The 22064-nt window shown below is 62.5% G+C and carries 25 protein-coding genes; 12 read left to right on the top strand and 13 right to left on the bottom strand.

Annotation, left to right across the window (positions count from 1 at the left end; all coding sequences use genetic code 11):
- Window positions 1-97 precede the first annotated feature (97 nt).
- Window positions 98-2038, top strand: coding sequence for a PAS domain S-box protein (locus DM826_RS10030; RefSeq protein ID WP_120103258.1), 1941 nt, complete (start codon window positions 98-100; stop codon window positions 2036-2038).
- Window positions 2039-2053: 15 nt separating this feature from the next.
- Here DM826_RS10030 and thiL read toward each other — a convergent pair whose 3' ends face one another.
- A complete protein-coding gene (gene thiL, locus DM826_RS10025) occupies window positions 2054-2932 on the bottom strand; it encodes a thiamine-phosphate kinase (protein ID WP_120103256.1) in 879 nt (292 codons plus the stop codon).
- 108 nt (window positions 2933-3040) lie between these two features.
- Here thiL and DM826_RS10020 point away from each other — a divergent pair, with 108 nt between their 5' ends.
- The 8 genes from DM826_RS10020 (at window position 3041) to DM826_RS09985 (ending at window position 8830) form a co-directional block, all read left to right on the top strand.
- Window positions 3041-4081: a lysylphosphatidylglycerol synthase transmembrane domain-containing protein gene (locus DM826_RS10020; protein WP_165853297.1), complete on the top strand. Its 1041-nt coding sequence runs from the start codon at window positions 3041-3043 to the stop codon at window positions 4079-4081.
- 112 nt (window positions 4082-4193) lie between these two features.
- Window positions 4194-4649, top strand: coding sequence for a 30S ribosomal protein S19e (locus DM826_RS10015; RefSeq protein ID WP_120103252.1), 456 nt, complete (start codon window positions 4194-4196; stop codon window positions 4647-4649).
- 48 nt (window positions 4650-4697) lie between these two features.
- Window positions 4698-5054, top strand: coding sequence for a DNA-binding protein (locus DM826_RS10010; protein ID WP_120103250.1), 357 nt, complete (start codon window positions 4698-4700; stop codon window positions 5052-5054).
- Window position 5055: 1 nt separating this feature from the next.
- The gene (locus DM826_RS10005) at window positions 5056-5646 is read left to right on the top strand and encodes a DUF7411 family protein (protein WP_120103248.1); all 591 of its coding nucleotides are present in this window, start codon (window positions 5056-5058) and stop codon (window positions 5644-5646) included.
- A gap of 85 nt (window positions 5647-5731) precedes the next feature.
- Window positions 5732-6613 carry a DMT family transporter gene (locus DM826_RS10000; RefSeq protein ID WP_120103246.1) on the top strand — a complete coding sequence of 294 codons (882 nt, stop codon included), beginning with the start codon at window positions 5732-5734 and terminating at the stop codon, window positions 6611-6613.
- A gap of 109 nt (window positions 6614-6722) precedes the next feature.
- The gene (locus DM826_RS09995; RefSeq protein ID WP_120103245.1) at window positions 6723-7118 is read left to right on the top strand and encodes a universal stress protein; all 396 of its coding nucleotides are present in this window, start codon (window positions 6723-6725) and stop codon (window positions 7116-7118) included.
- A 98-nt stretch (window positions 7119-7216) separates the two neighbouring features.
- Entirely contained in the window at window positions 7217-8515 is a 1299-nt protein-coding gene (hisS, locus tag DM826_RS09990) for a histidine--tRNA ligase (protein WP_120103244.1), read from the top strand.
- 108 nt (window positions 8516-8623) lie between these two features.
- A complete protein-coding gene (locus DM826_RS09985) occupies window positions 8624-8830 on the top strand; it encodes a hypothetical protein (RefSeq protein WP_120103243.1) in 207 nt (68 codons plus the stop codon).
- On the opposite strand, the gene DM826_RS09980 is transcribed toward DM826_RS09985, so the two are convergent.
- The 4 genes from DM826_RS09980 to DM826_RS09965 form a co-directional block, all read right to left on the bottom strand.
- Entirely contained in the window at window positions 8820-10094 is a 1275-nt protein-coding gene (locus tag DM826_RS09980) for a HEAT repeat domain-containing protein (RefSeq protein ID WP_120103242.1), read from the bottom strand. The two genes, DM826_RS09985 and DM826_RS09980, sit on opposite strands and share 11 nt — an antisense overlap.
- A gap of 97 nt (window positions 10095-10191) precedes the next feature.
- Window positions 10192-10641, bottom strand: a complete 450-nt coding sequence (locus DM826_RS09975; RefSeq protein ID WP_120103241.1) for a Mut7-C RNAse domain-containing protein — start codon at window positions 10639-10641, stop codon at window positions 10192-10194.
- A gap of 143 nt (window positions 10642-10784) precedes the next feature.
- Complete coding sequence (locus tag DM826_RS09970; protein ID WP_120103240.1) at window positions 10785-12059, bottom strand: HEAT repeat domain-containing protein; 1275 nt, start codon at window positions 12057-12059, stop codon at window positions 10785-10787.
- A gap of 260 nt (window positions 12060-12319) precedes the next feature.
- Window positions 12320-12772 (bottom strand): peroxiredoxin, encoded by a 453-nt coding sequence (locus DM826_RS09965; protein WP_120103239.1) that lies wholly within the window; start codon window positions 12770-12772, stop codon window positions 12320-12322.
- Window positions 12773-12889: 117 nt separating this feature from the next.
- On the opposite strand from DM826_RS09965, the gene DM826_RS09960 reads away from it, so the two are divergent.
- Window positions 12890-13861, top strand: a complete 972-nt coding sequence (locus DM826_RS09960; protein ID WP_120103238.1) for an NOG1 family protein — start codon at window positions 12890-12892, stop codon at window positions 13859-13861.
- 15 nt (window positions 13862-13876) lie between these two features.
- On the opposite strand, the gene DM826_RS09955 is transcribed toward DM826_RS09960, so the two are convergent.
- Window positions 13877-14587: a 5-formyltetrahydrofolate cyclo-ligase gene (locus tag DM826_RS09955; protein ID WP_120103237.1), complete on the bottom strand. Its 711-nt coding sequence runs from the start codon at window positions 14585-14587 to the stop codon at window positions 13877-13879.
- A 90-nt stretch (window positions 14588-14677) separates the two neighbouring features.
- On the opposite strand from DM826_RS09955, the gene engB reads away from it, so the two are divergent.
- The gene (engB, locus tag DM826_RS09950; protein ID WP_120103236.1) at window positions 14678-15304 is read left to right on the top strand and encodes a GTP-binding protein EngB; all 627 of its coding nucleotides are present in this window, start codon (window positions 14678-14680) and stop codon (window positions 15302-15304) included.
- Between the two features lie 5 nt (window positions 15305-15309).
- On the opposite strand, the gene DM826_RS09945 is transcribed toward engB, so the two are convergent.
- From DM826_RS09945 to DM826_RS09935, 3 genes are all read right to left on the bottom strand, one after another.
- Window positions 15310-16347 (bottom strand): two-component system sensor histidine kinase NtrB, encoded by a 1038-nt coding sequence (locus DM826_RS09945; RefSeq protein WP_120103235.1) that lies wholly within the window; start codon window positions 16345-16347, stop codon window positions 15310-15312.
- A 211-nt stretch (window positions 16348-16558) separates the two neighbouring features.
- Window positions 16559-17383 (bottom strand): sulfite exporter TauE/SafE family protein, encoded by an 825-nt coding sequence (locus tag DM826_RS09940; RefSeq protein ID WP_394338553.1) that lies wholly within the window; start codon window positions 17381-17383, stop codon window positions 16559-16561.
- Between the two features lie 8 nt (window positions 17384-17391).
- On the bottom strand, window positions 17392-18084 hold the full coding sequence (locus DM826_RS09935; RefSeq protein WP_120103234.1) for an SCO family protein: 693 nt from the start codon (window positions 18082-18084) through the stop codon (window positions 17392-17394).
- A 157-nt stretch (window positions 18085-18241) separates the two neighbouring features.
- Here DM826_RS09935 and DM826_RS09930 point away from each other — a divergent pair, with 157 nt between their 5' ends.
- Entirely contained in the window at window positions 18242-18862 is a 621-nt protein-coding gene (locus DM826_RS09930; protein ID WP_120103233.1) for a nitrous oxide reductase accessory protein NosL, read from the top strand.
- Window positions 18863-18864: 2 nt separating this feature from the next.
- Here DM826_RS09930 and DM826_RS09925 read toward each other — a convergent pair whose 3' ends face one another.
- The 4 genes from DM826_RS09925 to DM826_RS09910 are packed head-to-tail and all read right to left on the bottom strand — an operon-like array spanning window position 18865 to window position 22064.
- Entirely contained in the window at window positions 18865-19530 is a 666-nt protein-coding gene (locus DM826_RS09925; protein ID WP_120103232.1) for a DUF7546 family protein, read from the bottom strand.
- A gap of 28 nt (window positions 19531-19558) precedes the next feature.
- Entirely contained in the window at window positions 19559-19777 is a 219-nt protein-coding gene (locus DM826_RS09920) for a hypothetical protein (protein WP_120103231.1), read from the bottom strand.
- Window positions 19774-21561 carry a b(o/a)3-type cytochrome-c oxidase subunit 1 gene (locus DM826_RS09915; RefSeq protein WP_120103230.1) on the bottom strand — a complete coding sequence of 596 codons (1788 nt, stop codon included), beginning with the start codon at window positions 21559-21561 and terminating at the stop codon, window positions 19774-19776. Before DM826_RS09915 ends, DM826_RS09920 begins: the two co-directional genes overlap by 4 nt.
- A complete protein-coding gene (locus tag DM826_RS09910) occupies window positions 21561-22064 on the bottom strand; it encodes a cytochrome c oxidase subunit II (protein WP_120103229.1) in 504 nt (167 codons plus the stop codon). The genes DM826_RS09915 and DM826_RS09910 overlap by 1 nt, the downstream gene beginning before the upstream one ends.

The raw sequence follows: 22064 nt of genomic DNA, 5'->3' as shown, positions 1-22064 counted from the left end.
TCGTCCTCCCGTACGGTTGTACTGGGAGCAAGTGCGGGTGAAATCATGCGACGCGGTGTGTCACATAGGTTAAGTCCTTTCACTGACAACTACGCCTATGCATTCTGCCGCCTACCGCGAACGGCTCTATGATACGTTCGCGGAGCCGGGTGTCGATCTTGGTGCTCGGATCGACGACGCCCTCGCCATCGGGACGGCGTATCTCGACCTGCCGGTCGGCTTTTTTACGCGGATCGAGGACGGCCAACAGGAGATCGTCCATGCCACGGGCGACCACGATCTCATCCAGCCGGGTGAAACCTGCCCGCTCGACGAAGCGTACTGTCGCCGCACCATCGAACTCGACGGGGCACTTGCCATCCAAGACGTGTCGGTGTCGGCGATCAACGAGCAAGCCATCGAAACCTTTGGGCTCGGCACCTACATCGGCGCGAAAGTCGTCGTCGACGACGCGGTCTACGGCACTGTCTGTTTCGCCGACCACGACCAGCGAGCCGAGTCGTTTGCGGAATCCGAGGCGCTGTTCGTGGAGTTGCTGGCAAAACTCGTCGGGAGCGCGCTCGAACAACAGGCCTATGAGCGTGATCTCCGTGAGCAAAACGAGCGACTGCGTCGCGAAAAAGAGCGGTTTGAGGGCATCGCCGAAACCAGCTTCGACATCCTGTTTCGTGTCGACGACGCCGGGCAGTTTAGCTACGTCTCGACGGCCATAGAACGCGTCTTAGGGTATCAGCCCGCGGAACTGACCGGTGAGCCCTTCACCGAGTTCATCACCAACGAATCAGCCCGCGATGCAGCCATCGCCTACGACCAACTGCTGGACGGTGAACCGATCGAAAACATCGAACTCGAGTTTTGTGCCACCGACGGCGATATCGTCGTCATCGAGGTCAATGCGACGCCGATCACCGAGGCCGGCGAGATCGTCGGCGTGCAAGGTGTCGGTCGCGACATCACCACCCGGAAAGCCCGAGAAGAAGAGCTTCGGATCAAAACCAGGGCGATCGACGACGCCGACATCGGGATCACGATCGCCGATCCAAGCCAGCCCGACGAGCCGCTGGTCTACGTTAACGGTGGCTTTGAGCGAATTACGGGCTACGATGCCGACGAGGCCATCGGTCGCAACTGCCGGTTTCTCCAGGGTGAGGCGACCGATCCCGACGCAGCCGAGCGGTTCCGTTCGGCGATCGAAACTGAATCGTCGGTCACGGTCGAACTTATCAACTACCGCAAGGACGGGACGCCGTTCTGGAATCGCACCCAACTCACGCCGATCTTCGATGATGACGGCGAGCTAACTCACTACCTTGGGTTTCAGACGGACGTGACCGAACGCCGCCGGACGGAGCAGTTGATCGCGCTACTCAACCGTGTGCTGCGGCACAACCTCCGCAACGATATGTCGAAGGTCATGGGGTTTGCGAACCTCATCAATACGGGCGAAACTGAATCGCCGCGCGCAACCGCCGGTCGGATCGAAGGCGTCGCCGCCGACCTCGTTTCGCTGAGCGAGCACGCCCAGACGCTCGAAGCAAACGCCCGCATCGAGCGGGAGCCGCGACGGCTCGATCCGACCACGATGCTCGCCCGGATCGTCGCCAGCCACCGTGAGGCACATCCGGCGGCCACCATCGACGTGACGCTCACGACCGACCGGGATATCTGTGCCGGCGCGGAGCTTGAAGACGCGCTCTCGGAGGCGATGACAAACGCGATCACGCATAACCCAGTCGCCGAGCCGGGTGTTTCAGTGACCGTCAGCGATGTCGACGAGTGGATCGACATCGAGATCGCCGACGACGGCCCCGGTATCGATCCGATGGAGGCGGACGTTGTCGCCGCCGGCAGCGAAACTCCACTCGAACACGGCTCGGGGCTTGGGCTCTGGCTGATCAACTGGATCGTCACCCGCTACGGTGGGGCCTTCGAGATCGACGGCGACGACGGGACAACCGCGACGATCCGGCTCCCGGCGATCACCGATGCCGACACCGTCGCCGATGTCGTCCGACGGCCGACGGTGCTGTTCCGGTAGCGCGGTCGCTCGGGGTTAGCCGTGTGTGTAGCCACGATCAGCCAGCGGTTCGTCGTCGACGGTGACGCCCGCCTCGCGCTCGACGACGCGGCCGATCTCGGTTATCGGTGTCGGCGAGGCCGCCCGCACATCGGCAACAGCGTCGGCCGGCACCGTCGCCACCAACTCAAAGTCCTCGCCGAAGTGGACGGCCGCCTCCCAGCGATCCTCGCTGTCGTCGGCAACCTCGCTGAGGGCGTCGGCGATGGGGACGGCCGCGCGGTCGATCGCGAACCCACAGTCGCTGGCCTCGGCGAGTTGGTGCAGCGACCGCGCCAACCCGTCGCTTGAGTCCATCATCGCTGTCGCCGAGCCAGCAAGCGCCCGGCCGGCGTCGACTCGCGGGGTGAACTGAAAGCGGTCGTTGGCGGCGTCGAACGCCTCGCGCTCGAAATAGCGGAGGGCGGCTGCGCTTCGCCCGAACCCACCGGTGACGACGACGCGGTTGCCAGGGGTTGCCCCCGCGCGGTCGACCGATTCATCGACCGCTCCGATCGCCGTTGTCGCCACGGTGAACTCGCTGTGGGTATCGAGATCGCCGCCGACGTATTCGGCGTCGACAGCCGCACAGACCGCCTGCGCGCCGTCAATGAAATCGCTGAGGGCGTCGGCCTCGAAGGCGGTGTCAGCGTAGGCAGCGACCGCCGCGGTCGGATTTGCGCCGACGGCCGCGAGATCCGACAGCGAGGCGGCGACCGACCGCCAGCCCGCGGTGTAGCGGGTCGTTCCCGCGGGAAAATCCGTCGTCTCGTGGAGCATGTCGGTCGTGATCGCCGTGTCGTCGACGACGGCGGCGTCATCGCCGGCATGCGGAAGGGTCGCCGCGAGCTGTCGGAGGGCCGCACGTTCGTCCATCAGGTTATCCATCGTTTTGCCCTCGGCGACAAAAGCGTATGCTCTCGGATTGCCTCCAGCCACGTGTCCGATCGGTGCGTTGATTGCCGCCCTGCCCGACGCCACGGTATGGCACGCGACCGGCTGCGGACGACGCTGGCGGGCTTTCTGCTGGCAGCCGCCGTCATCGCCGTCCTCGCGTGGCTTGTCGGTATCGACGATGTGGTGCAGTCGCTCCAGCAAGCAGACCGCAGTGGCGTCGCCACCGTCGCCGCCCTGATCGTTGGCTGGGTCGCCTGCTGGGGGTTAGGAATGCGCGCTGCGCTCCGGAGCTATGACGCGGCCGTCTCGCCGTGGACAGGCCTGCTGCTGTCGGCCGGCGCGGGGTTTGCGAACAACGTCACCCCTTTCGGCAACGCCGGCGGCGAACCGTTGACGACGCTGTTAGTCGCCGAGCGTACCAGCGTCCCCTACGAGCGCGGGCTGGCGGCAATGGCTGCTGTCGACGCGGTCAACATCGTTTCATCGGTGAGTTTTGCACTTGTTGGGCTGACATGGCTCGCGGTCGCCGGCTCGCTTGCGGGCCAACTCACCGTTGCGGCTGCCGCTGTCGCCGCCGCGGTCGTCGTGGGGAGCGGTGCCGCGGTCGGGCTCTGGCGCCGTCGCCGCGGTATCACAACCCGACTTATCGACGGCTTGACACAGCTTCTTGGCTGGCTTGCGGCAGTCGTCCCGCGGCTCTCGGCCCCGGATCGGGCGACTGTCGCCGGCCGGGTTGCGGGCTTTGTCGATGATCTCGAACACATCGCGGCCGACCGCCGAACACTTCTAGCTGTGCTCGGCTACTCAGTGGGTGGTTGGCTGTGTCAACTGCTGGCATTGTGGGCCGCTTTCGCGGCCATCGGTACGCCGATCTCGGTGGTGGCCGCCTTCGTCGCGCTGCCGCTGGCGTCGGTCGCGTTGGCTCTCCCGTTGCCGGGTGGAGCCGGCGGCATCGAGAGCGCGCTGGTCGCCGTTCTCGTCGGGACGCCGCTAACGACGGTGTCGCCGGCGACGGCTGTTGCCGGGGTCGTCTTGTTTCGGGGATTTGCCTACTGGCTGCCGACGACGCTGGGCGGGCTTGTCTTTGCGGAGTCGGCCGTCGGCTGGTATCGTCAGTCGCGTCGCTGACACCGATCTCAGTCCGTTGGCCGTGTGATCGTCTCGCACGAAATCGGCCGGCAGACGGCGGCTGCGGCGTCGATACGATGCCTTTAAAGGCGCCAAACCGGAATACGGCCCTATGGTAACTCTCTACGACGTGCCGCCGGAGGAGCTCATCGAGGAGCTCGCCGACCGGCTTGCAGACCGGCTCGAAACGCCGGAGTGGGTTGAGTACACGAAGACGAGCCACGACCGCGAACTGCCACCCCAACAGGACGACTTCTGGGAGCGACGCGGGGCCAGCCTCCTCCGAAAGGTCGCCATCGAGGGCCCGATCGGCGTCGAACGACTCTCGACTGGGTACGGCGGCACGAAAGGCGGCTCGAACCGCTACGCCGTTGCCCCCGCAAAACAGGTCGACGGCTCGACGAAGATCATCCGCGAACTCCTGACCCAACTTGAAGACGACGGGCTCATCCAGACGGCCCAGGGTGAGGGTCGCCGCACCACCGCCGAGGGCGACGCCTTCCTCGATGAGGTCGCCAAAGACGTCTTCGACGACCTCGACAACCCCGAACTCGAACGCTACGCCTAATTCGGCCGTCCGAAACCGTTTTTGCGGCTGCACGACGACACAACATGTATGAGCAACAGCCCTGATGACGATCGACTCGAAGAACTCCGCGAGCAAAAGCGGAAAGAGCTCAAACAGCAACAGCAGGGCGGCGAGGGTGACGCGGCTGACCGCCAGCAGGCCGCTCAAGAACAGGCCGAGGCCCAACGCGAGGCCGTCCTCAAAAAGCACCTGACCGACGGGGCGCGCCAGCGGCTCAACGCTGTCGAGATGTCGAAACCGCAGGTCGCCAAACAGGTCAAACAGCAGATCGTCGCCCTCGCCCAGAGCGGTCGCGTCCAAGATCGGATCGACGAAGCCCAGATGAAAGAGCTGCTAAAGGAACTCCAGCCGGACTCGCAATCCTTCGATATCCAACACCGCTAACATGGAGTTAGCGCTGCTGTACAGCGGTGGCAAGGACTCCTCGCTTGCAGCCCTCCTTTTAGACGAGTTTTACGACGTTCGGCTCGTGACCGCACACTTCGGCGTCACCGACGACTTCCAGCACGCCCGCGAGGCCGCTGCCGAACTCGGCTTCCCGTTCGAGACGGTCACGCTCGATGAATCGGTCGCCGAGGACGCCGTCGAACAGATGGTCGACGATGGGTTTCCGCGTAACGGCATCCAGCGTGTCCACGACCACGCGCTCGAAACTGTGGCTGCGCTCGCTGTCGACGCCATCGCCGACGGGAGCCGCCGTGATGACCGCGTGCCGACGGTTTCCCGGGCGGCGGCCCAAAGCCTCGAAGACCGCCACAGTGTCGACTACATTGCGCCGTTATCAGGGTTTGGTCGCCACGCCGTCGACGATCTCGTCGCCGCGAATCTTGCGGTCGAAACCGGCCCCAGTGAGACGGTGCCAAAAGCCGACTACGAAGGCGAGTTGCGGGCGATCCTGGCCGACCGCCACGGCGATGACGCCGTCGACGAGGTCTTTCCCGATCACGAACAGACCTACGTCCACGGGCGCCGGTAGCGACGCGCTACGCCCCACGCCGAGATCGAACAGCCTCACGTCGAGACCGAACGCTTGAACTCCCTCCCGGGGTTCGATGCAGTGAATGGTCGGTGGGATCGTCGTCGCGGTGGCCGCAGCCCTCGTGTGGGGTGGCTATCTCTACTATCTCAAACGAGCCTTCGAGGGCTATGCAGCCTCGCTGTTAACTGTCGGGATCAACAGCTTCGCGCTGCTGTGGTATCTGCCGGTCTGGTATTTTCGCGTCGGCACGGCGACGACGACCGAGGCGCTAACGACGTTTGGGGCCAGTGAACTCGGCATCATCGTGTTGACGACGACGATGATTGCCGGGGCGATGATCGCCTTTCTGCGCGCGTTGGCCATCGGGGAAGTCTCCTATGTCGCGCCGATCAGCAAGATCGTTCCCGTGTTTGTGCTCCCGATTGAGGTTGTCGTCCTTGGGCAGGTGTTGACGCCGCTGCAGGTCGCTGGCGTCCTCGTTGCGACCGCCGCGGTCTACGTCGCCAACTTTCGTGGCGGCTCCCTGCTTGATCCACTTCGCCAGGCAACCACGTCGACGGCCGCGCGGCTGGCGATTCTCAGCGCGATGGCGTTCGGCGTCAGCGATGTTGCCAGACGGATCGCCCTCCAAGAGATGGCGATCCCGGTCGGCGTCTGGATCCCGATCGTACTCGGCGGCGTCGCGGTCGTGTTGCTTCCGGTCGCGCTGCGGGCGACTCCGCCGGCGACGCTGCGGGCGGATCTGCCGAAGCTTGCGGTCGGCGGCCTGTTCGTCGCTGCCGGTGAGGGGCTGACCAACGTCGCCTTCTCGCTGGTGCCGGCGAGTATCGCCTCGCCGATCATCAACACCCAAGCCATCGTCGCCGTGTTACTCGGCGGGCTGTTGCTCGACGAACAGCAGTTCGGGATTCGGATCGTCGCCGCCGTGCTCGCGGTGATCGGTGTGACGATGATCGCGGTGTGAGACATCCGGATTGCGGTGTGAAGAATCCACATCGCGGTGTGCATGAAACCCCCACGCCGGCAAGGGTACAGACAGGAAGACAGATATACGCGCTCGACGTATCGCCCGTATGACAACGACGCTCGTTTCGGTGCGTTATCCCCTCACGGCGGATAGCTATCGGACGATCCAACGCGGGCGTGAGCTGACCGACGACGGCGGGTCGCTGATTGTGCTTCATATCTCACTGCTGCAGAACGGCGAGCGAGCCACCCGGAGCGAACTTCAGGCGGCCGTCGAGGACGAACTCGGCGAGATCGGTGCCCACTACATCGTTCGGCAGGGGTACGTCCTTGAGGAGGCGATCATCGACGAAGCCGCCAGACAAAACGCCGACCGCGTCCTCGTCGGCAAGACCAAACGCGGGCGGTTCCGTCGTTGGGTGGGGCAACTGCTCGGGCTGTACCCGGATCTCGAAGCCGCGCTTACCGAAAATCTCGGGACACGACTCGAAGTCGTTGCGTAGTCGACACCCGGCGGCAACGGTACCTCCGATCTATTTGTCGCCGCCGACCGAACCGCCAAAGGACAGCATTCAAGCGCGGCCCTCGCAAACGCCCGGCTATGTACGACCGACTCAAAGGGTTTCGTGACTTCTACCCCGACGAGATGACCGCTCGCCGGGAGGTCATCGACACCGTTGAGGCCGCCGCCGCCCGGTATGGCTTCCGCGAGATCGGAACGCCGACACTGGAGGCGACCGAGCTCTATACCGACAAATCCGGCGACGAGATCGTCGACCAACTGTACAACTTCACCGACAAGGGTGGTCGTGATGTGACGCTCACCCCGGAGTTGACGCCGACAGTCGCCCGGATGGTCGTCGCCAAACAGCAGGCCCTCTCGAAGCCGATCAAGTGGTACTCGACGCGTTCGTTTTGGCGGTACGAACAGGTACAACAGGGTCGTTTCCGGGAGTTCTATCAGACCAACGTCGATATCTTCGGTTCCAGTGAGCCGACTGCCGACGCCGAGGTCTTAGCGTTCGCGGCTGACGCACTGACCGATCTCGGTCTCACGGGCGATGATTTCGAGTTCCGCGTCTCACACCGTGATCTGCTGGGCGGTCTCTTGGCTGCCTTCGACGCCGATGTCGACACTGAGGCGGCGATTCGCGCGGTCGATAAATCCGAGAAGATCGACGATGAGGAGTATTACGGCCTCTTACAGGACGCCGGCCTACGCTACGAGCAGGCCGAAACGTTCGACGAGTTGCTTAGCACCGACGATCTCGCCGATCTGGTCGATTTCGCCGGCACCGATCGCGTCGCCGACGCCGTCGCCAACCTCGAAGCCGTCTTGGCGGCGGCTGAGGAGCTTGGCGTCCGCGAGTACTGTGACGTGTCATTGGAGACCGCCCGTGGGTTGGACTACTACACCGGCGTCGTCTTCGAGTGTTTTGACTCGACGGGTGAGGTCTCGCGGTCGGTCTTCGGCGGCGGTCGCTACGACGACCTCATCGAAAGCTTCGGCGGCCAACCCACCCCCGCCGTCGGCGTCGCCCCGGGCCACGCCACCCTCCAGTTGCTCTGTGAGCGCGCTGGCGTCTGGCCCGAGGAAGCCCCCGCGACCGATTACTACGTCTTGAGCGTCGGCGACACTCAGGCGGTCGCCGCCGACGTTGCTCGCCAACTCCGCGACCGTGGCCACGTCGTCGAAACCGACATCGCCGACCGGAGCTTCGGTGCCCAGATGAACTACGCTGACTCGATCAACGCCGAGACGGTCGTGATCGTTGGCGAGCGTGATCTCGAAAACGGCGACGTGACGGTGAAAGACATGGCAACCGGCGACCAGACGACCGCACCCGTTGACGACTTCCCCGGTGATCTGAAGCGGCCGACCTACGAGGACTGGGCGTAAGCGGTTGTACAACAGCGTCCATTGTCTGTCGACGGCGACGTATGTGGTGGGCCACCTGTACGCATCGAAGGATAAGCCGTTAGGAGAGTTCGTTTCAGTATCTTTGCTATGAGCAGCCGCGACACATACGAGAAGGACTCCGGTGTCGGGTCGACACGATTCCTGAAAGCGTATCTGAGCGGTTTGGGGATCGTGGTCGGACTGCTGACGATGTATCAGTCGACCGCTGGCACTGACGCCCCATTTGTTGTCGGTGCGGCTCTCGCTGCCGGGAGTGCGATCTCTCTTGTCGCTCAGCTATGGGTTACTCGCTAGCTGTCCCGTAGTCACTCGGGTCGACGACATGCGTGTACTCGATCAGCTCTTTTTTCGCCTCCGCGGCAGTGTTCTGGAGGGCCGACTGCACGAAGGATGCAAGCGTATGTACCTCGCTGTCCTCCTCAACCGTCTCCAGCACTGATTCGATCTCGGATTCCACCTCGGCGGTTTCAAGCTGTGTCAAACTGGCTGAGGCGATCTGTCTGAGATAGGCATCGTCGGCCTGGAGCGCATCAACCAAACACGACGCTGCGTCCTCGTTCGAACTCTCCAATTGCCCCAACAGCCAGGCAGCGTTGCGCCGTTCCGACTCGTACGGCGAGTCGTCGACGATCGAGGCAAACTCCGCGGAGACATCGATCGATACGTCCTCGGCGATCTTCTCGATCGCGCGCTGTCGAACCGCATGCCCCTCCTCGAAATCGGATTCGGTAAACGTCGTGATGACGCCTTCGGCGGCTTCCGTTCGCAACTCCTCGTTGGTCTCCGCATCCAGTTCATCGACAACCAGATCGACTGTTTCTTCCGCGCCAAACCGCCCGATCTCACCGATTACGTGCTCTTTCAGTTGCTCATCCGTGCTTCTGGACGCCGTCACGAGGGCCTCATAGGCTGCTGCCGTGCCGATTTGGATCAGTGTGTCGACCGCGGCCTCTTTGACGCGTTCGATCTGCTCGGTGTCGGACTGCTGGAACTCCGCGTTACCGGCCCGCAGATGGTCTTGGATCGGGCTGACAAACGTTTCGTCGCCGACGGTGCCGGCTTCCTCGATCGCTCGCCGAAGCACCCGCAGATCCGTTTCGCGTGTGATTGTCGTCCGCAGCTTGGCGATCGTGCTCTGACTGCCAACACGGCCGAAGCCGACGACGGCGAGAAATCGCAATGGGGCCCTCGGTGAGGAGTGCCATTTCGTCAAAATAAGTGGGTACGGCGTGTCGGTCGGCGTTGCTTGGGGATCCATCTCCAACTGCGTGATGATGTTATCGATCGTCGACTCGTCGATCGCAAGTAAGATGTTGACGACCTGGGCCCGAACGGCATCACTCGGGTCGCTGAGCACTGATTCGACGAGTAGCCGTCGGAGCTGTGGGGTCACTTGGGCGGTGAACTCCTCGAGCGATTCAGCGACAATCCCGGCGGCGCCGTAGCGAACGTTCTCATCGTCGTGGTTCCGTATATACCGGACGAGTTGACTGTAGTCACCCCTGTTCGCCAGCGCGTACAGATGATCCGTCTGGCTTGGTGCGGGCGACTCGGCCATGATCGACTCTGATGTCAGTGATGACAAAAAAGATACTGATCAGGGCTCTCGACAGTAGCGACCACGCTCTCCCGTCGTGTCCGCCCCGGTGGTCTGGCTACGTTGTGACGGCAGCGATTGTCTCCTGAACACGCTCCCAGTGGCTCCCCTTCCAGAAGTATTGGTCACAGTCGGTACACTGCCAGACATGATCCACCGTGTCTGGGGCGTGGTTGGGGTGCTGGTTCGAATCAATCTGTGCGATGCCCCCGTTGCAGAGACTACAGCGTGTGGGCGTTGTCGGGAGCTCAATCGGAATCCCCTGTTTGTGTAGTTCGCTGAGCTGAGCCTCGATAGCCGTCGCTGTCAGACAGATCGCGCCCTCGGTTTGTGCGGCGAGTGTCTGATCTCGTGTGAGCAGTGTTCGCCCGGTCGTCTGGGCTCGCTTGCGGATCGCGTCGTCGGCTTCGAGTTCCTCCTCGTTGGCGTACAGCGTATCGTAGCCACACATCCGCAGATAGGTGGCAAGCTTGCCGAGCATCACGTCGACGAGAAAGCGTTGTTCCATAGTCTTGTCTTGTCTTGTCTTGTCACCGCTGGTACTTGGGTGTGGGCTCAGGAGTTCCAACCGGCAAAGCTAGCTTCTGTTCTGAGACGGCTCCGGCCGACCTGACGACCCTCGACTGCGGTGGCTGTCACCGACTTTGTCGGTCACTCGGATGAGGTGTAGTCGCTGGGATTTGTGACATGGGTGTACTCCACCAACTCCTTTTTCGCTTCCGCGGCGGTGTTCTGCAGATTCGACTGGACAAACGCGGCCAGGGTCTGGGCTTCGGAGTCTTCGTCGACTGTCTCAAGGAACGACTCGATTTTTTCCTCAACCTTGGTTTCATCAAGCTTGGTGAGGCTTGCCGAGGCGATCCGTCTGAGATCGGGATCGTCGTCGTCCAACGCATCGACCAACGAGTCGATGGCTTCCTCACTCGAACCCTCCAGTTGGCCCAACAGCCAGGCGGCGTTACGCTGCTCCGATTTGTGTGGTGACTCCTCGACGATCGAGGCAAATTCCTCGGAGACATCAGTTGAGACGTCTTCGGCGATCTTCTCGATGGCCTGCTGGCGAACCGCATCGCCCTCGTCAAACTCCGTTTCGGTGAACGTCGTGATGACGCCTTCCGCCGCCTCCTCGCGTATCGATTCGTTGGAGTCGTCGTCCAGTTCGTCGACGACCAGATCAACCGTCTCTTGGGCCCCGAACCGCCCGATCTTGCCGATGACCTGCTCTTTCAGTTCATCATCGGTGCTTCTGGAGGCCGCAACGAGGGCTTCGTAGGCTGCGTCGGTGCCGATCTCGACGAGAGCTTCGACCGCGGCCTCTTTGACCGCCGCAATCTGCTCGCTGTTGGCGGACTGCTGGAAGTCGTCGTTGCCGGCTCGCAGGTGCTCTTGGATCGGGCTCACAAAGGTCTCATCGCCAACGGTGCCGGCCTCTTCGATCGCCCGCCGAAGCACGCGGAGATCCGTCTCCCGTGAGAGCGTCGTGCGTAGTTTGTTGATCGTGCTTTGACTCCCCACGCGGCCGAAGCCAACAACGGCCAGAAACCGCAGCGATGGCCGGCCCGAGGAATGCCATTTCGTCAGGATGAGCGGATACGGCGTCTCCGTCGGTGTCGACTCGGGGCTGGCCTCAAGTCTGGTAATGATCGTGTCGAAGGTTGATTCATCGACGGTGAGGAGGACATCGAGGATGTTGGCCCGCACCGCATCGGATGGCTCCGAGAGGACACAGTCGATGAGTGCCTGCTGTGTCTGTGGTGTCACCGCCTCGGCGAATGAGTCAGCCGACTCGGCTAAGATCCCGGCCGCGCCGTAGCGGACGTGTTGGTCGTCGTGGTCGCGGATATGGCGGATGAGCTCCCCGTACTCGCCGCGATTTGCGAGCGAATACAGATAGTCTGCTGTGTTTGGTGAGGGAGACTGTGCCATTTTACGACACTATGCAGGTACTGCTGAAAAAGATAATTATTTTGGTCTAACATGTTTGTATGTGTGAAAATTTGTGTGTGGCAGTGTGGGCTAAAGGACAGCCTCACAGTCCGTCACCGCAATCGAGTCCACCAGCGTCGACAACAGGATTCCACTCCGAGTCGGCCGATCAGCCTGCGGTCGGCTGTCGTCAGCGTCTCAAGCAGCTTTCCGGTTGGTGAGCGCGTCCCATATGAACGACCCCACAGCGGGCACGACCGTTAGCCGCCGCGGACGAACTCATTTCGCGTGTCTCGCAATACCTCGCGGGCGTGGCCCGATGGATCGGCCAGTTCAGGATCGTACACCGCGACGACCTCGCCATCAGCAACCACGAACGTCCGGCGGTCGGTGTGTCCATCGTCGGTAGCGAGCCCAAAGGCGTCGGCGAGGTCGCCGTCCGGATCAGCGAGCAGATCGAAGATGATCCCTTCCTCGTCGGCGAACTCGGCGTGGCTCTCGACGCCGTCCATCGAGACACCATAGACGCCGATGCCGACCTCTCGAAACTCTGGGAGGGCCGCTTGAAACTCGGTTGCTTCGATCGTACAGCCGCCGGTGAAATCTTTCGGGTAGAAGAAGACAACCGTCGGGTCGTCGAAATCGAGCGACACCGTCTCACCGTGTTGATTGCGCGCTGTCACTGCCGGGGCTGGATCGCCGCCTTTGAGCATACGACACTTTCACTTGCGCCCGGCATACCGGTTGTGATCGGGGCGGTCGAATGACCACAGTCGGGGCAACACCGCGAACGAACGTGCTTTTACGCGTTGGGGCTGTACGCTCTGGAAATGATTTTCGAGAACCTCCCGACAGCTCCCCGATCGGAGGAGCTCCTCGATAAGGCCTTCTCGCGGGCCGCCCGCGCGGGCAACGCCAAAGGCGGCCTTGAGGCCCAGCAGTCGATGCTGACCGTCGCGGTCAACATCACCTCCGATAACCTCGAAAACGTCGTCACGGCGTGGCCGGATTTCGACTACATCGATCCCTTCTACTACGAACTCGCCGACGCCATCGTCGATGTCAACGAACTCCGCCAATCCCTTTCTGAGGTCACCTGGGCCAGCCGACAGATCGAGGAGTTGGGCCGCGAGTACCAGTCGAAACTCCGCAAAACCGATCCCGATACCGCCCGCAAGCATCGCAAGCAGGCCTTTGCCCGCATCGCCGACATCATGGACGAGATCAAAGACGACCTCCGGGCGGTCGGCGACGCCCGCGATCAACTGAAAACCATCCCCGATATCCGGCCCGATGAGCCGGCGATCGTCATCGCCGGCTACCCCAACGTCGGCAAATCCTCCTTCGTCAACCACGTGACGCGGGCCTCAAACGAGATCGCCGAATACCCCTTCACGACCCGCGGCGTCCAAGTTGGCCACCTCGAACGCGACCACATCCGCTACCAGTTGATCGACACGCCCGGCCTGCTCGATCGCCCCGAGGACGAGCGCAACGACATCGAACGACAGGCTGCCGGCGCGCTGGAACATCTGGCCGATACGGTGCTATTCTTTGTTGACGCCTCCGGCGACTGTGGCTACCCGCTGAACGTACAGTTGGAACTCCGCGACGCCGTCGTCGACCGCTTCGCCGACCGCGATATCCCCGTGCTGACGATCTGCAACAAAAGCGACCGCTCGACCGATGTCGAGGCCGACGCCTACATGAGCATCACCGAAAAGGAAGGTATCGAAGATGTCCTTGACTTGGCGATTGATGCGGTCGGCTACGAGCCGGAACTCCCGTCGCGGGACGCCTGAACACGGCAACACGGTTTAGTCGGGCTGGAGCCGTTGTAGTATCGGAATCTCCTCGATTTTCTCAGCAGCGAGATCGTCCCAGTAGAGCCCGTCGGGCCGATTCGTGACAGCGTTGGTCTCGACCGCTCGCGTCGGCGTCACGACCAGATCCAACGGAACGTCGTGGCGGTCGGGCTCGATGTCGCCGTCGTCGACGACTTGGCTATCGTGGACGGTTGTGGCGACGGTGGTGTCGGCAGCAACGCGGTCGAAACCACGCAGGACGGCAAACTCCAGATCGCTGAACCCCTCGCCTTTGCCGACGCGATGTCCGGCCTCGTCGACGGCGACGCTACCGGCGACGATGAGGTCGATCTGTGGCATTGCTTCAGGATCGACGGGAACACCGTGTTTCGATGAGCCGGAGACCGTTGTCGCGTCGTCGATGTCGTCGACCTCGTCGGGCGCGAGTCGGAGAAACGGTTTGGGCTCGCTGAGCCGCGGAATAGCCATGTAGATCGTTTTCCCGTCGCGGAGTGCCTGCCGGCGCACCGGCAACTGTGGGGCGTCGGGATTGCATTTGAGCGTGTCGGCGGCCTGCCACGCGTTGGTGTCGGCCAGTCGGTCGGCGGCGTCGCTGGCGTCGACGAAGTTGGGGATGCGGCCGTGCGGCGGGAACGGAAACCGGGCGATCCCCTCTCTTTCGAGGTGATCCCAGATGCGGTCACGGAGATCGTCTTTGGACATAGCTCAGTGTCAGCGTGATCGGTGAAAACTCCGGGTGATAGCACCATGCCTGAACGCAAACCGTTTCCCTACCCATCGCCGACTGCTGGTATGTTCGAAGGTCGCCCCGACCGTGACGACGAGATCGTGTTGGTCGGTCGGTCAAACGTCGGGAAATCGACGATCATGCGGGAGCTGACAGGCCACAGCGTCCCGACCGGTCAAAAACCCGGGGTGACCCGCGAGCCGAATCATTTCGATTGGTCGGGCCAGAGCTTCATGTTCACTGATCTGCCGGGCTTCGGCTTCATGTCTGGCGTCGAGGGCGAGCACCGCGAGGCGATCCAGACCGACATCGTCCATTACATCGAGAACAACGCCGAGTCGATTCTGGCGGCTGTCCTCGTTGTTGACGGCAAGAGCGTCATCGACATCATCGACCGCCACAGCGACCGCGGGGAGATCCCCCACGATGTGGAGATGTACCACTTTCTGGAGGAACTCGGGGTGCCGACCGTCGTCGCGGTCAACAAGATGGACAAAGTCGACGACAAAGACGAACGACTCAACGACCTCTGTGACCGTCTCGGCCTGTTTCCGCCATGGCAGCAGTGGGACGAGGAGGTTATCGCACCGATCACCGCCAAGGCCGGCCGGATCGACAGCCTCCGAACCGCGCTACAAGGGCACATTCGAGACGCCAAACGCGACGAGCTGTTGCAGTTTGTGACAGCATAGTTGCCTCACTCGTCGACGTCGGCGACCGGCAGTTCGACAACGAAGACGGCCCCCTCGGGTTCGTTGTCTTCAACCCACACCGACCCGCCGTAGCTGTCGACAAGCGTGTAGACGAGATAGAGGCCGATCCCGGAGCCGTCGCTCTCCAAGCCCTTCTCGCCTTTCCCGAAGATCTCCTCGCGTTGGCCCTCGGGAACGCCCGGGCCGTTGTCGGCGATCGCAACCCGAACCGTGTCGTCGTCGCGATCGACGCTGACGGAGATCTCCGGCACCTCCGTATCGTTGTGCTGGATCGCATTCTGGAGGAGATTCCGAAAGACGGCATCGAGCATCTCGTTGCCGTAGACCGTTACCGACGGGATCGAGTCTTCGACGTTGATCACCGCGGCGGCATGGGCTGTCCGAATGGATTCGATCTGTTGTTCGAGCGGTCGGGCAAGCTCGATTGTCCCCCGCTCGTGTTGTTGGAGCATGACATCGGCGAGATCTCGGGCTGTCGCGGTCAGATCGACCGCGTTGCGTGCGCTTTCGCGGATCGACTGCAGATATCCCTCGGCGTCCTCCTCAACGTTCCCCTCCAACATCTCACTGTAGGCGACGACGATCTGGAGATCGTTGCGGATGTCGTGCCGCACCACCTGGTTCAGCAGTTCGAGATTATCTCGCTGTTCCTCCAGTCGTTGTTGGTACTGCTGTCGATCGGTGATATCCCGACAGATCGAGACGGCGGCGGGCTCGCCCTCGTAGTCGACGCGGCTCACCGACAACTCAACCGGAACCAGTTCGTCGTCGGCCGTCTGTAGCTCGATCTCATACTGGGAGGGAGCAGTATCACCGCTCATTCGGGCGAAATGATACCCCTCTACGAGCTCACGATCGTCGGGGGCAACGATCTGCCGCTTTGAGGCCCCAACAAGCTCACCTGGCTCATAGCCCGTCAGCTCACACAGTCGCTGGTTTGCGTAGACAATCTCGCCGTCCTGAGCAACGAAGATCCCGTCGTTGCTGTGTTCAACAATCGATTCATGTACCGAGTCGCTCATACCAGTAGTTGTTTGGGTATGGTCATAACCACCATGGTTTGATCACCAGCACGCGGCCAAAAGCCGGCAGCATTGACATGATTCGGCGAGGCTTAACCCCTCCAGCAAGAGGGATCTGATGGTCGCCCCGCTAGCCCGAGGGGAGCGACCTACCTCTCAAGTTTCGTCGTGCTTCCCCGGCTGGAGCCGCGGTTCCCCTCCCTCCGGGGTTTCACAGCGGTTGATAGAACGGCAGCGGCAGGTGTGGCAACTCTAGCCCCATGAGCATCAGCGCGTGTTGGAACGGAATATACCCCAACACGAGGAACCCGACGCCGAGTACCCGATGGAGTTTCACCCGGGTCGACACCGACACCGACTGAAACAGCGTCCCATAGAGGAACAGCGACGGGATCGTGCCGAACCCGAGGGCAGCCAGCGACAGCGCGCCCCGCACCGGCGCGGCCTGGGCAAAGGCGTACAGAAACGCCGGATACAGCAGCGGACACGGCAACAGCCCGTGGAGCCCGCCGAGCAGCGCGATCCGCGGGCCGCCGACGTAGTCGTCGACCCGCGCCATGAGCCGCGATTGCACCGCCGTCGTCACCGGCGTCACCAGCGACTCGCCGGGCAGCGACATGACCTGCCCGCGAACCAGATAGTTCAGCCCAGCGGCCATGATGAGCACGCCGATCGTGAAGCCGACGACGATATTCAGCTCGCGGAACGCTGTCGTCAGCTGATTCGCTGAGACGACGACTAGTGAGCCGGCAAGGCCAAACAGGCCGCCGATCAGCGTGTAGCTGACTGCCCGCCCGAGATTGAACAGCCCGTGTTGTTTGACCATTCCGACCGACAGCCGAGTGCCCGCCTGACGATCGGGCTCCGCCGACTGCTCGCGCATGCGGTCGGCGTAGGTTGTCACCAACGGCCCACACATCCCCAGACAGTGGGCCCCACCGAAGAGGCCGATCAGCAAAAACACCCCCAGACTCACCGGCTGGCCGGCAAGGCTGCTGGCCGAACTCGGCGCGCTACAGGTGTGTTGGAGAAGCAGGCTCACGATCAGGTATCTTGGCTATAGGCGTCCTGCACCGTGAGACTGTCGTCGACGAGCCGCTCAACATCGGGCTGTTGGCCCCGATAGGCGCGCTCGACCATCCCGTCCGGGTTGACGAGGAAGGTGACGCTGATGTGGTTGAACTCGTAGGCGTCGCCGTTGACATCGCCAATCTTCTCGTAGGCCAACCCGAGTTTCTCTTCGACGACCTGTTTGGCGGCGTCGGCCGATTCGGGTCGCAGATAGTACCACATCGGATGCTCATAGTTGATCCCTCGTCGATCGGCATTCGTCCGCAACGCCTCGGGTGTGTCGCGTTCGGGATCAAATGTGATCGCAATGAGGCCGATCTCGTCGGCTCGGTTTTGTTCAAGCAGCCGTGCTTGCACCTTCGCAAACGAGTTCAACAACAGGATGCACTCGGCGGGACAGAACGCATAGAACGCCGTACAGAGAAACGGCTGCTCGAAGTCGGCGACGGAAAACGGCTCCTCGGCGAAGGGGTTTGGCAGCGTAAACGCCGGAAACGACTCACCGTAGGCCGGATACGCCAGCGAACTGCTGTCGGCGAGTTGATCGTCTGGTGGTGATAACACAACGTTTTGCGGCCCGCTGTCGAAGAGACCGCCGAGACAGCCGGCTGTCGACGCACCCGCGGCCATCGCCGCGCCTGCACGGAGATACGACCGTCGATTCATTACGTCTTCCTACTGTTGCAACGCGAAAGTAGCCTCTGGTGTGGGTATCGAAGTAGCTCCCTCGCGTCTCGTGGTGGTTCCTGTAACCACTGCCTGTCGACCGCTGTTGGAGGGCTACACCAGACCGGTTTTGCTCGACCGGCCCATACCCGTCGGTATGTCACACCCGCCCGATCGATCGGTCTCCGATCGCCCGCTGTCGACACCGCTGTCCCGGCGGTCGATGGTCGCCGCCGGCGGTGGGCTGGCAGCCACCGCCCTCGCCGGCTGTCTTGGCGGCTCCTCGGCTGGCGGCGAGGTGCCAGCCCCTGTCTCGCTTGACGAGGGTCAGGCCTGCGATGAGTGTGGGATGATCATCCAGGACTACCCTGGGCCAACCGGCCAGGTCTACTTCGAATCGCTGCATGACGACCGCGACGGCCCGGCGTGGTTCTGCAGTGGCATCTGTGCCTACAGCTATCGGTTCGACCGTGTCGAGGAGGGGGCGACGCCGATCGGCACCTATCTCACCGATTACAGCCCGATCGAGTACGACCTCAGCGACGACGCCGACCCGTTCATCTCGGCGGCACTCGCCGCCGACACCTTTGCGCTGGAATCCGAACTATTCGTTGTCGCCGGCAGTGATGTGCGGGGCGCGATGGGGCCGGATGTGATCCCGTTTTCCGTCCGCGAGGATGCCGACTCGTTTGCGTCGACACACGGCGGAAGCGTCCGGCAAGCAACCGCTGTCGACCGCGATCTGATCGACGGCATCAAGGCCTCAACCGGTCGGTAACGTCAGCCGGTCGGCTGCTGTCGCGCAACGACCGCGACGAGCAGCCCGAACGTCGCCACCAACGCCACCGTTGCGATGTCGTAGCCGGCGGTTGCCACCGCGGTCGTCGCCTGTGTCCCACCGATTGCGCCAATGACAACGACCAGCAACGGCCCGGTGCAGCTCACACAGGAGACAACACCGAGCGCAGCCGCTCGAACCGAGCCACGGTGGGCGGCCACAAGGGCGTAGATGACGTACCCCAAGGCGAGATACGCGATCAGTTTGAACGGGACGATCGACAGTCGAAGCAGCCCGCTGTCATAGAGGATGATCGGGCCCCACCCCGGCGGTGCCGCATGCACCCGCAGCGGAAAGCCGCCGGTCGTCGCTCCGAGTAGGCCGGTGAGCCAGGCGATCACCAGCGTGTAGCCGCCACCGATAGCGACCCCTCGCCATCGGTACGGGCGACCCCGTACCGTCAGGCCGATCCAGACCGCGGCTGTGAGACTGGTGACGATCCAGATGACCGGATAGCTGAGGGAGCGACCCGTGGTGATCACCGCATCGGTGAGTCGGAGATACGTTGCGATCGCTGTCAGGAGTACGACCGTCGCGACAACTGCGGTGGCAACCGCCGCCCCGATCGGCGACCGCACCGACGGCCAGACGGCGGTTGAGTGGGACATGAAAATCAGGGTGTGGCTCCTGGTGCGGTTACGACCGCCGCTCGTTGAAGATCATCGCCGAGACCTGAAACAGCCCGACGCTGAGCCCGAAGGCGACGAAGGCGACGAAGATGATCGTCCCGACGAAAAACACCGTTCCGTTGGTGTCGACGCCGGCCAGCAGGCCAAGGGCGCTGCGGATCTCCCAGAGGACGACAAACAGCACGGCACTCCCAAGGAGGATGCCGCCGGGGGAGGCGTCTCTCATGGCACCACCCCCACGACCGCGGCGACAACACGACTGGCGGCATCGGTCACAGCACTGATCGGGCCAAGCCCGTTGGCTGCATCAACAAGCATCGGCACCGGTCTGACACCGGGGTCGACGATCCCACTGTCGGTGATGATGCTGGCCAGCGGGAGGATGTAGGCCAAGACGACCAACACCATGGCGATGCCGAACCAGAGGGTTAGGTTATCGAGCACCTTCGGCGAATCCGCAGCCGGCGACAGTGGCTCCGACAACGGCTTGCCGAGACCACTCATCCGCGGCGAGCCGGTCGACAGCGCGATGTTGCTCACAAACAGGATCGTCGAGAGGAACAGCAGCGTGCCCCCGAGGGCCAACTGCATCCGAAGCTCGGTGATCGAGCCGAAGGAGGCGACAAAGTCAAAGCCCTGATACTGTGGCTCGGCGGTACGGCGTGGCACGCCGAACAGCCCCATCACGTGCATCGCATTCGACATCAGGGCCATCCCGACAAACCACAGCACGACCTGCGCGAGCGCGATCGGTCGGCTAAAGATCGGCTTGTTCGTGACCTGCGGCCACAGCCAGTAGGTCGCCGCCATGAACGTCAACGCGACGGCGGTGCCGACGGTGAGATGGAAGTGCCCCGGCACCCAGATGGTGTTGTGGACGAGATAGTTGATGTTCATGCCCGCGTTGACCATCCCGCTGAAGCCGCCCGCGGCGAACATCAGGCCTGCCAGCGCCATGCCGGTAAACGCCGGGTTACGCCACGGCAGCGCACGTAGCCAACCGAACAGCCCGGTGCCGCCGCGCTGGCGGGCCCCGTGTTCCATGCTGGCGACGACGGTGAAGGCCGTCAGCAGACTTGGCAGCAGTAGGAACATCGTATTCGTCATCGCGATCATCTTGAACCCTTCAGCGATGCCGGGATCGACGTACTGGTGGTGGATCCCGACCGGCGTCGACAGCAGCAGGAACAACACGAAGACGACGCGGGCCAGCGGGTCGCTGAACAGCCGCCCACCCGAGATGCTCGGCAGGACGGTGTACCACAGCAGGTATGCCGGCATCAGCCAGAAGTAGACGACCGGGTGGCCCCAGAACCAAAACAGCGTTCGCGTCAGCAGTGGGTTGACGCTATCGAGGAGGCCGAGCGACCACGGCAGGAGGAAGACGACGACGGCGATGGCGACGCCGATGGTGGCGATATACCACATCAGCATCGTCGTCAACACCATAAACGTCTGGAGTGGAATCCGCTCGTCGGGGTGTTCTTGTTTCCAAGCGTACCACGCCCGGAAGTAGTCAGCTCCGGCCAGCCATGTGCCGATGATGAAGATCGCCAGCCCACCGTAGAACAACGGATGGGCCTGCATCGGCGCGTAGAACGTAAACAGCACGTCGGCACTGATGTCAGTCGACGGGATGAATCCGCCGAGAATCGCCACAACCGCCATCAGCGTGCCGATGGCCATCAGCCCGTACCAAGCCCATGTATACCGGATATCAACGAGCGGCCGGTCGAGGCTTCTGACGGTCGCCCACGTGAACACCCCGACGAGGAAGAAGATGGTAAACGACACCACCATCAGCACGCCGTGGGCCGTCAACACGGTGTAGTAGTACTGTGAGTCGAGGAATCGGAAGACATCGGTTCGGTGGAGTGCTTGAATGAGCCCGAAGACCGCGCCCAAAAACAGCGCGATAAAGGAACTGATCAGCGATGCTCTGACGACCGCCGCTTCCTGTGGGAAGCGGTCCATGAAGCTCGGCGTGCCGGTTTCAAGTGCCTCAGACATCATTCGTCACCTCCTTGGGTGAATTCATCCTGTGGTTGGACAACGACCGAGCCCTCCATCGTGTGATGGCCTGCCCCGCAGTATTCGTGACAGAGTAGTCCGTACTCACCGGGCTCGTTGAACTCGACGGTCAGCTCGGTCACCTGCCCGGGAACGACCATCGCGTTGGCGTTCGTGCCGACGATCTCGAAGCCATGGATCACGTCCGGCGAGGTGACGAAAAACGTCACCGTGCTGTTGGCCGGCACCGTGATCGGATCAGGCCTGAAGATGAACTGCTGGGCGATGACGTAGGCCTCGTATTCGTTTTCGCCGACCTGCTCGACCCGCGGTTCGCTGAACCGCGGATCCTCGTCTAGTGCGCTTGCGTTGACTGTGCCACCATCGTCGGAGATCATGTCGACCCCGACGGCTGTCGCGCCGTATGTGACCGTACTGATGAAGCCGACGATCAACAGGATCGCGGCCATCAGCCAGATCTTTTCGTAGTTGTGAATGTTCAT

It is taken from the genome of Halonotius aquaticus (assembly GCF_003605575.1).
Classification (GTDB): domain Archaea; phylum Halobacteriota; class Halobacteria; order Halobacteriales; family Haloferacaceae; genus Halonotius; species Halonotius aquaticus.
Note: the sequence above shows the minus strand (reverse complement) of the source record. Positions and strands in the feature narration are given on the sequence as shown.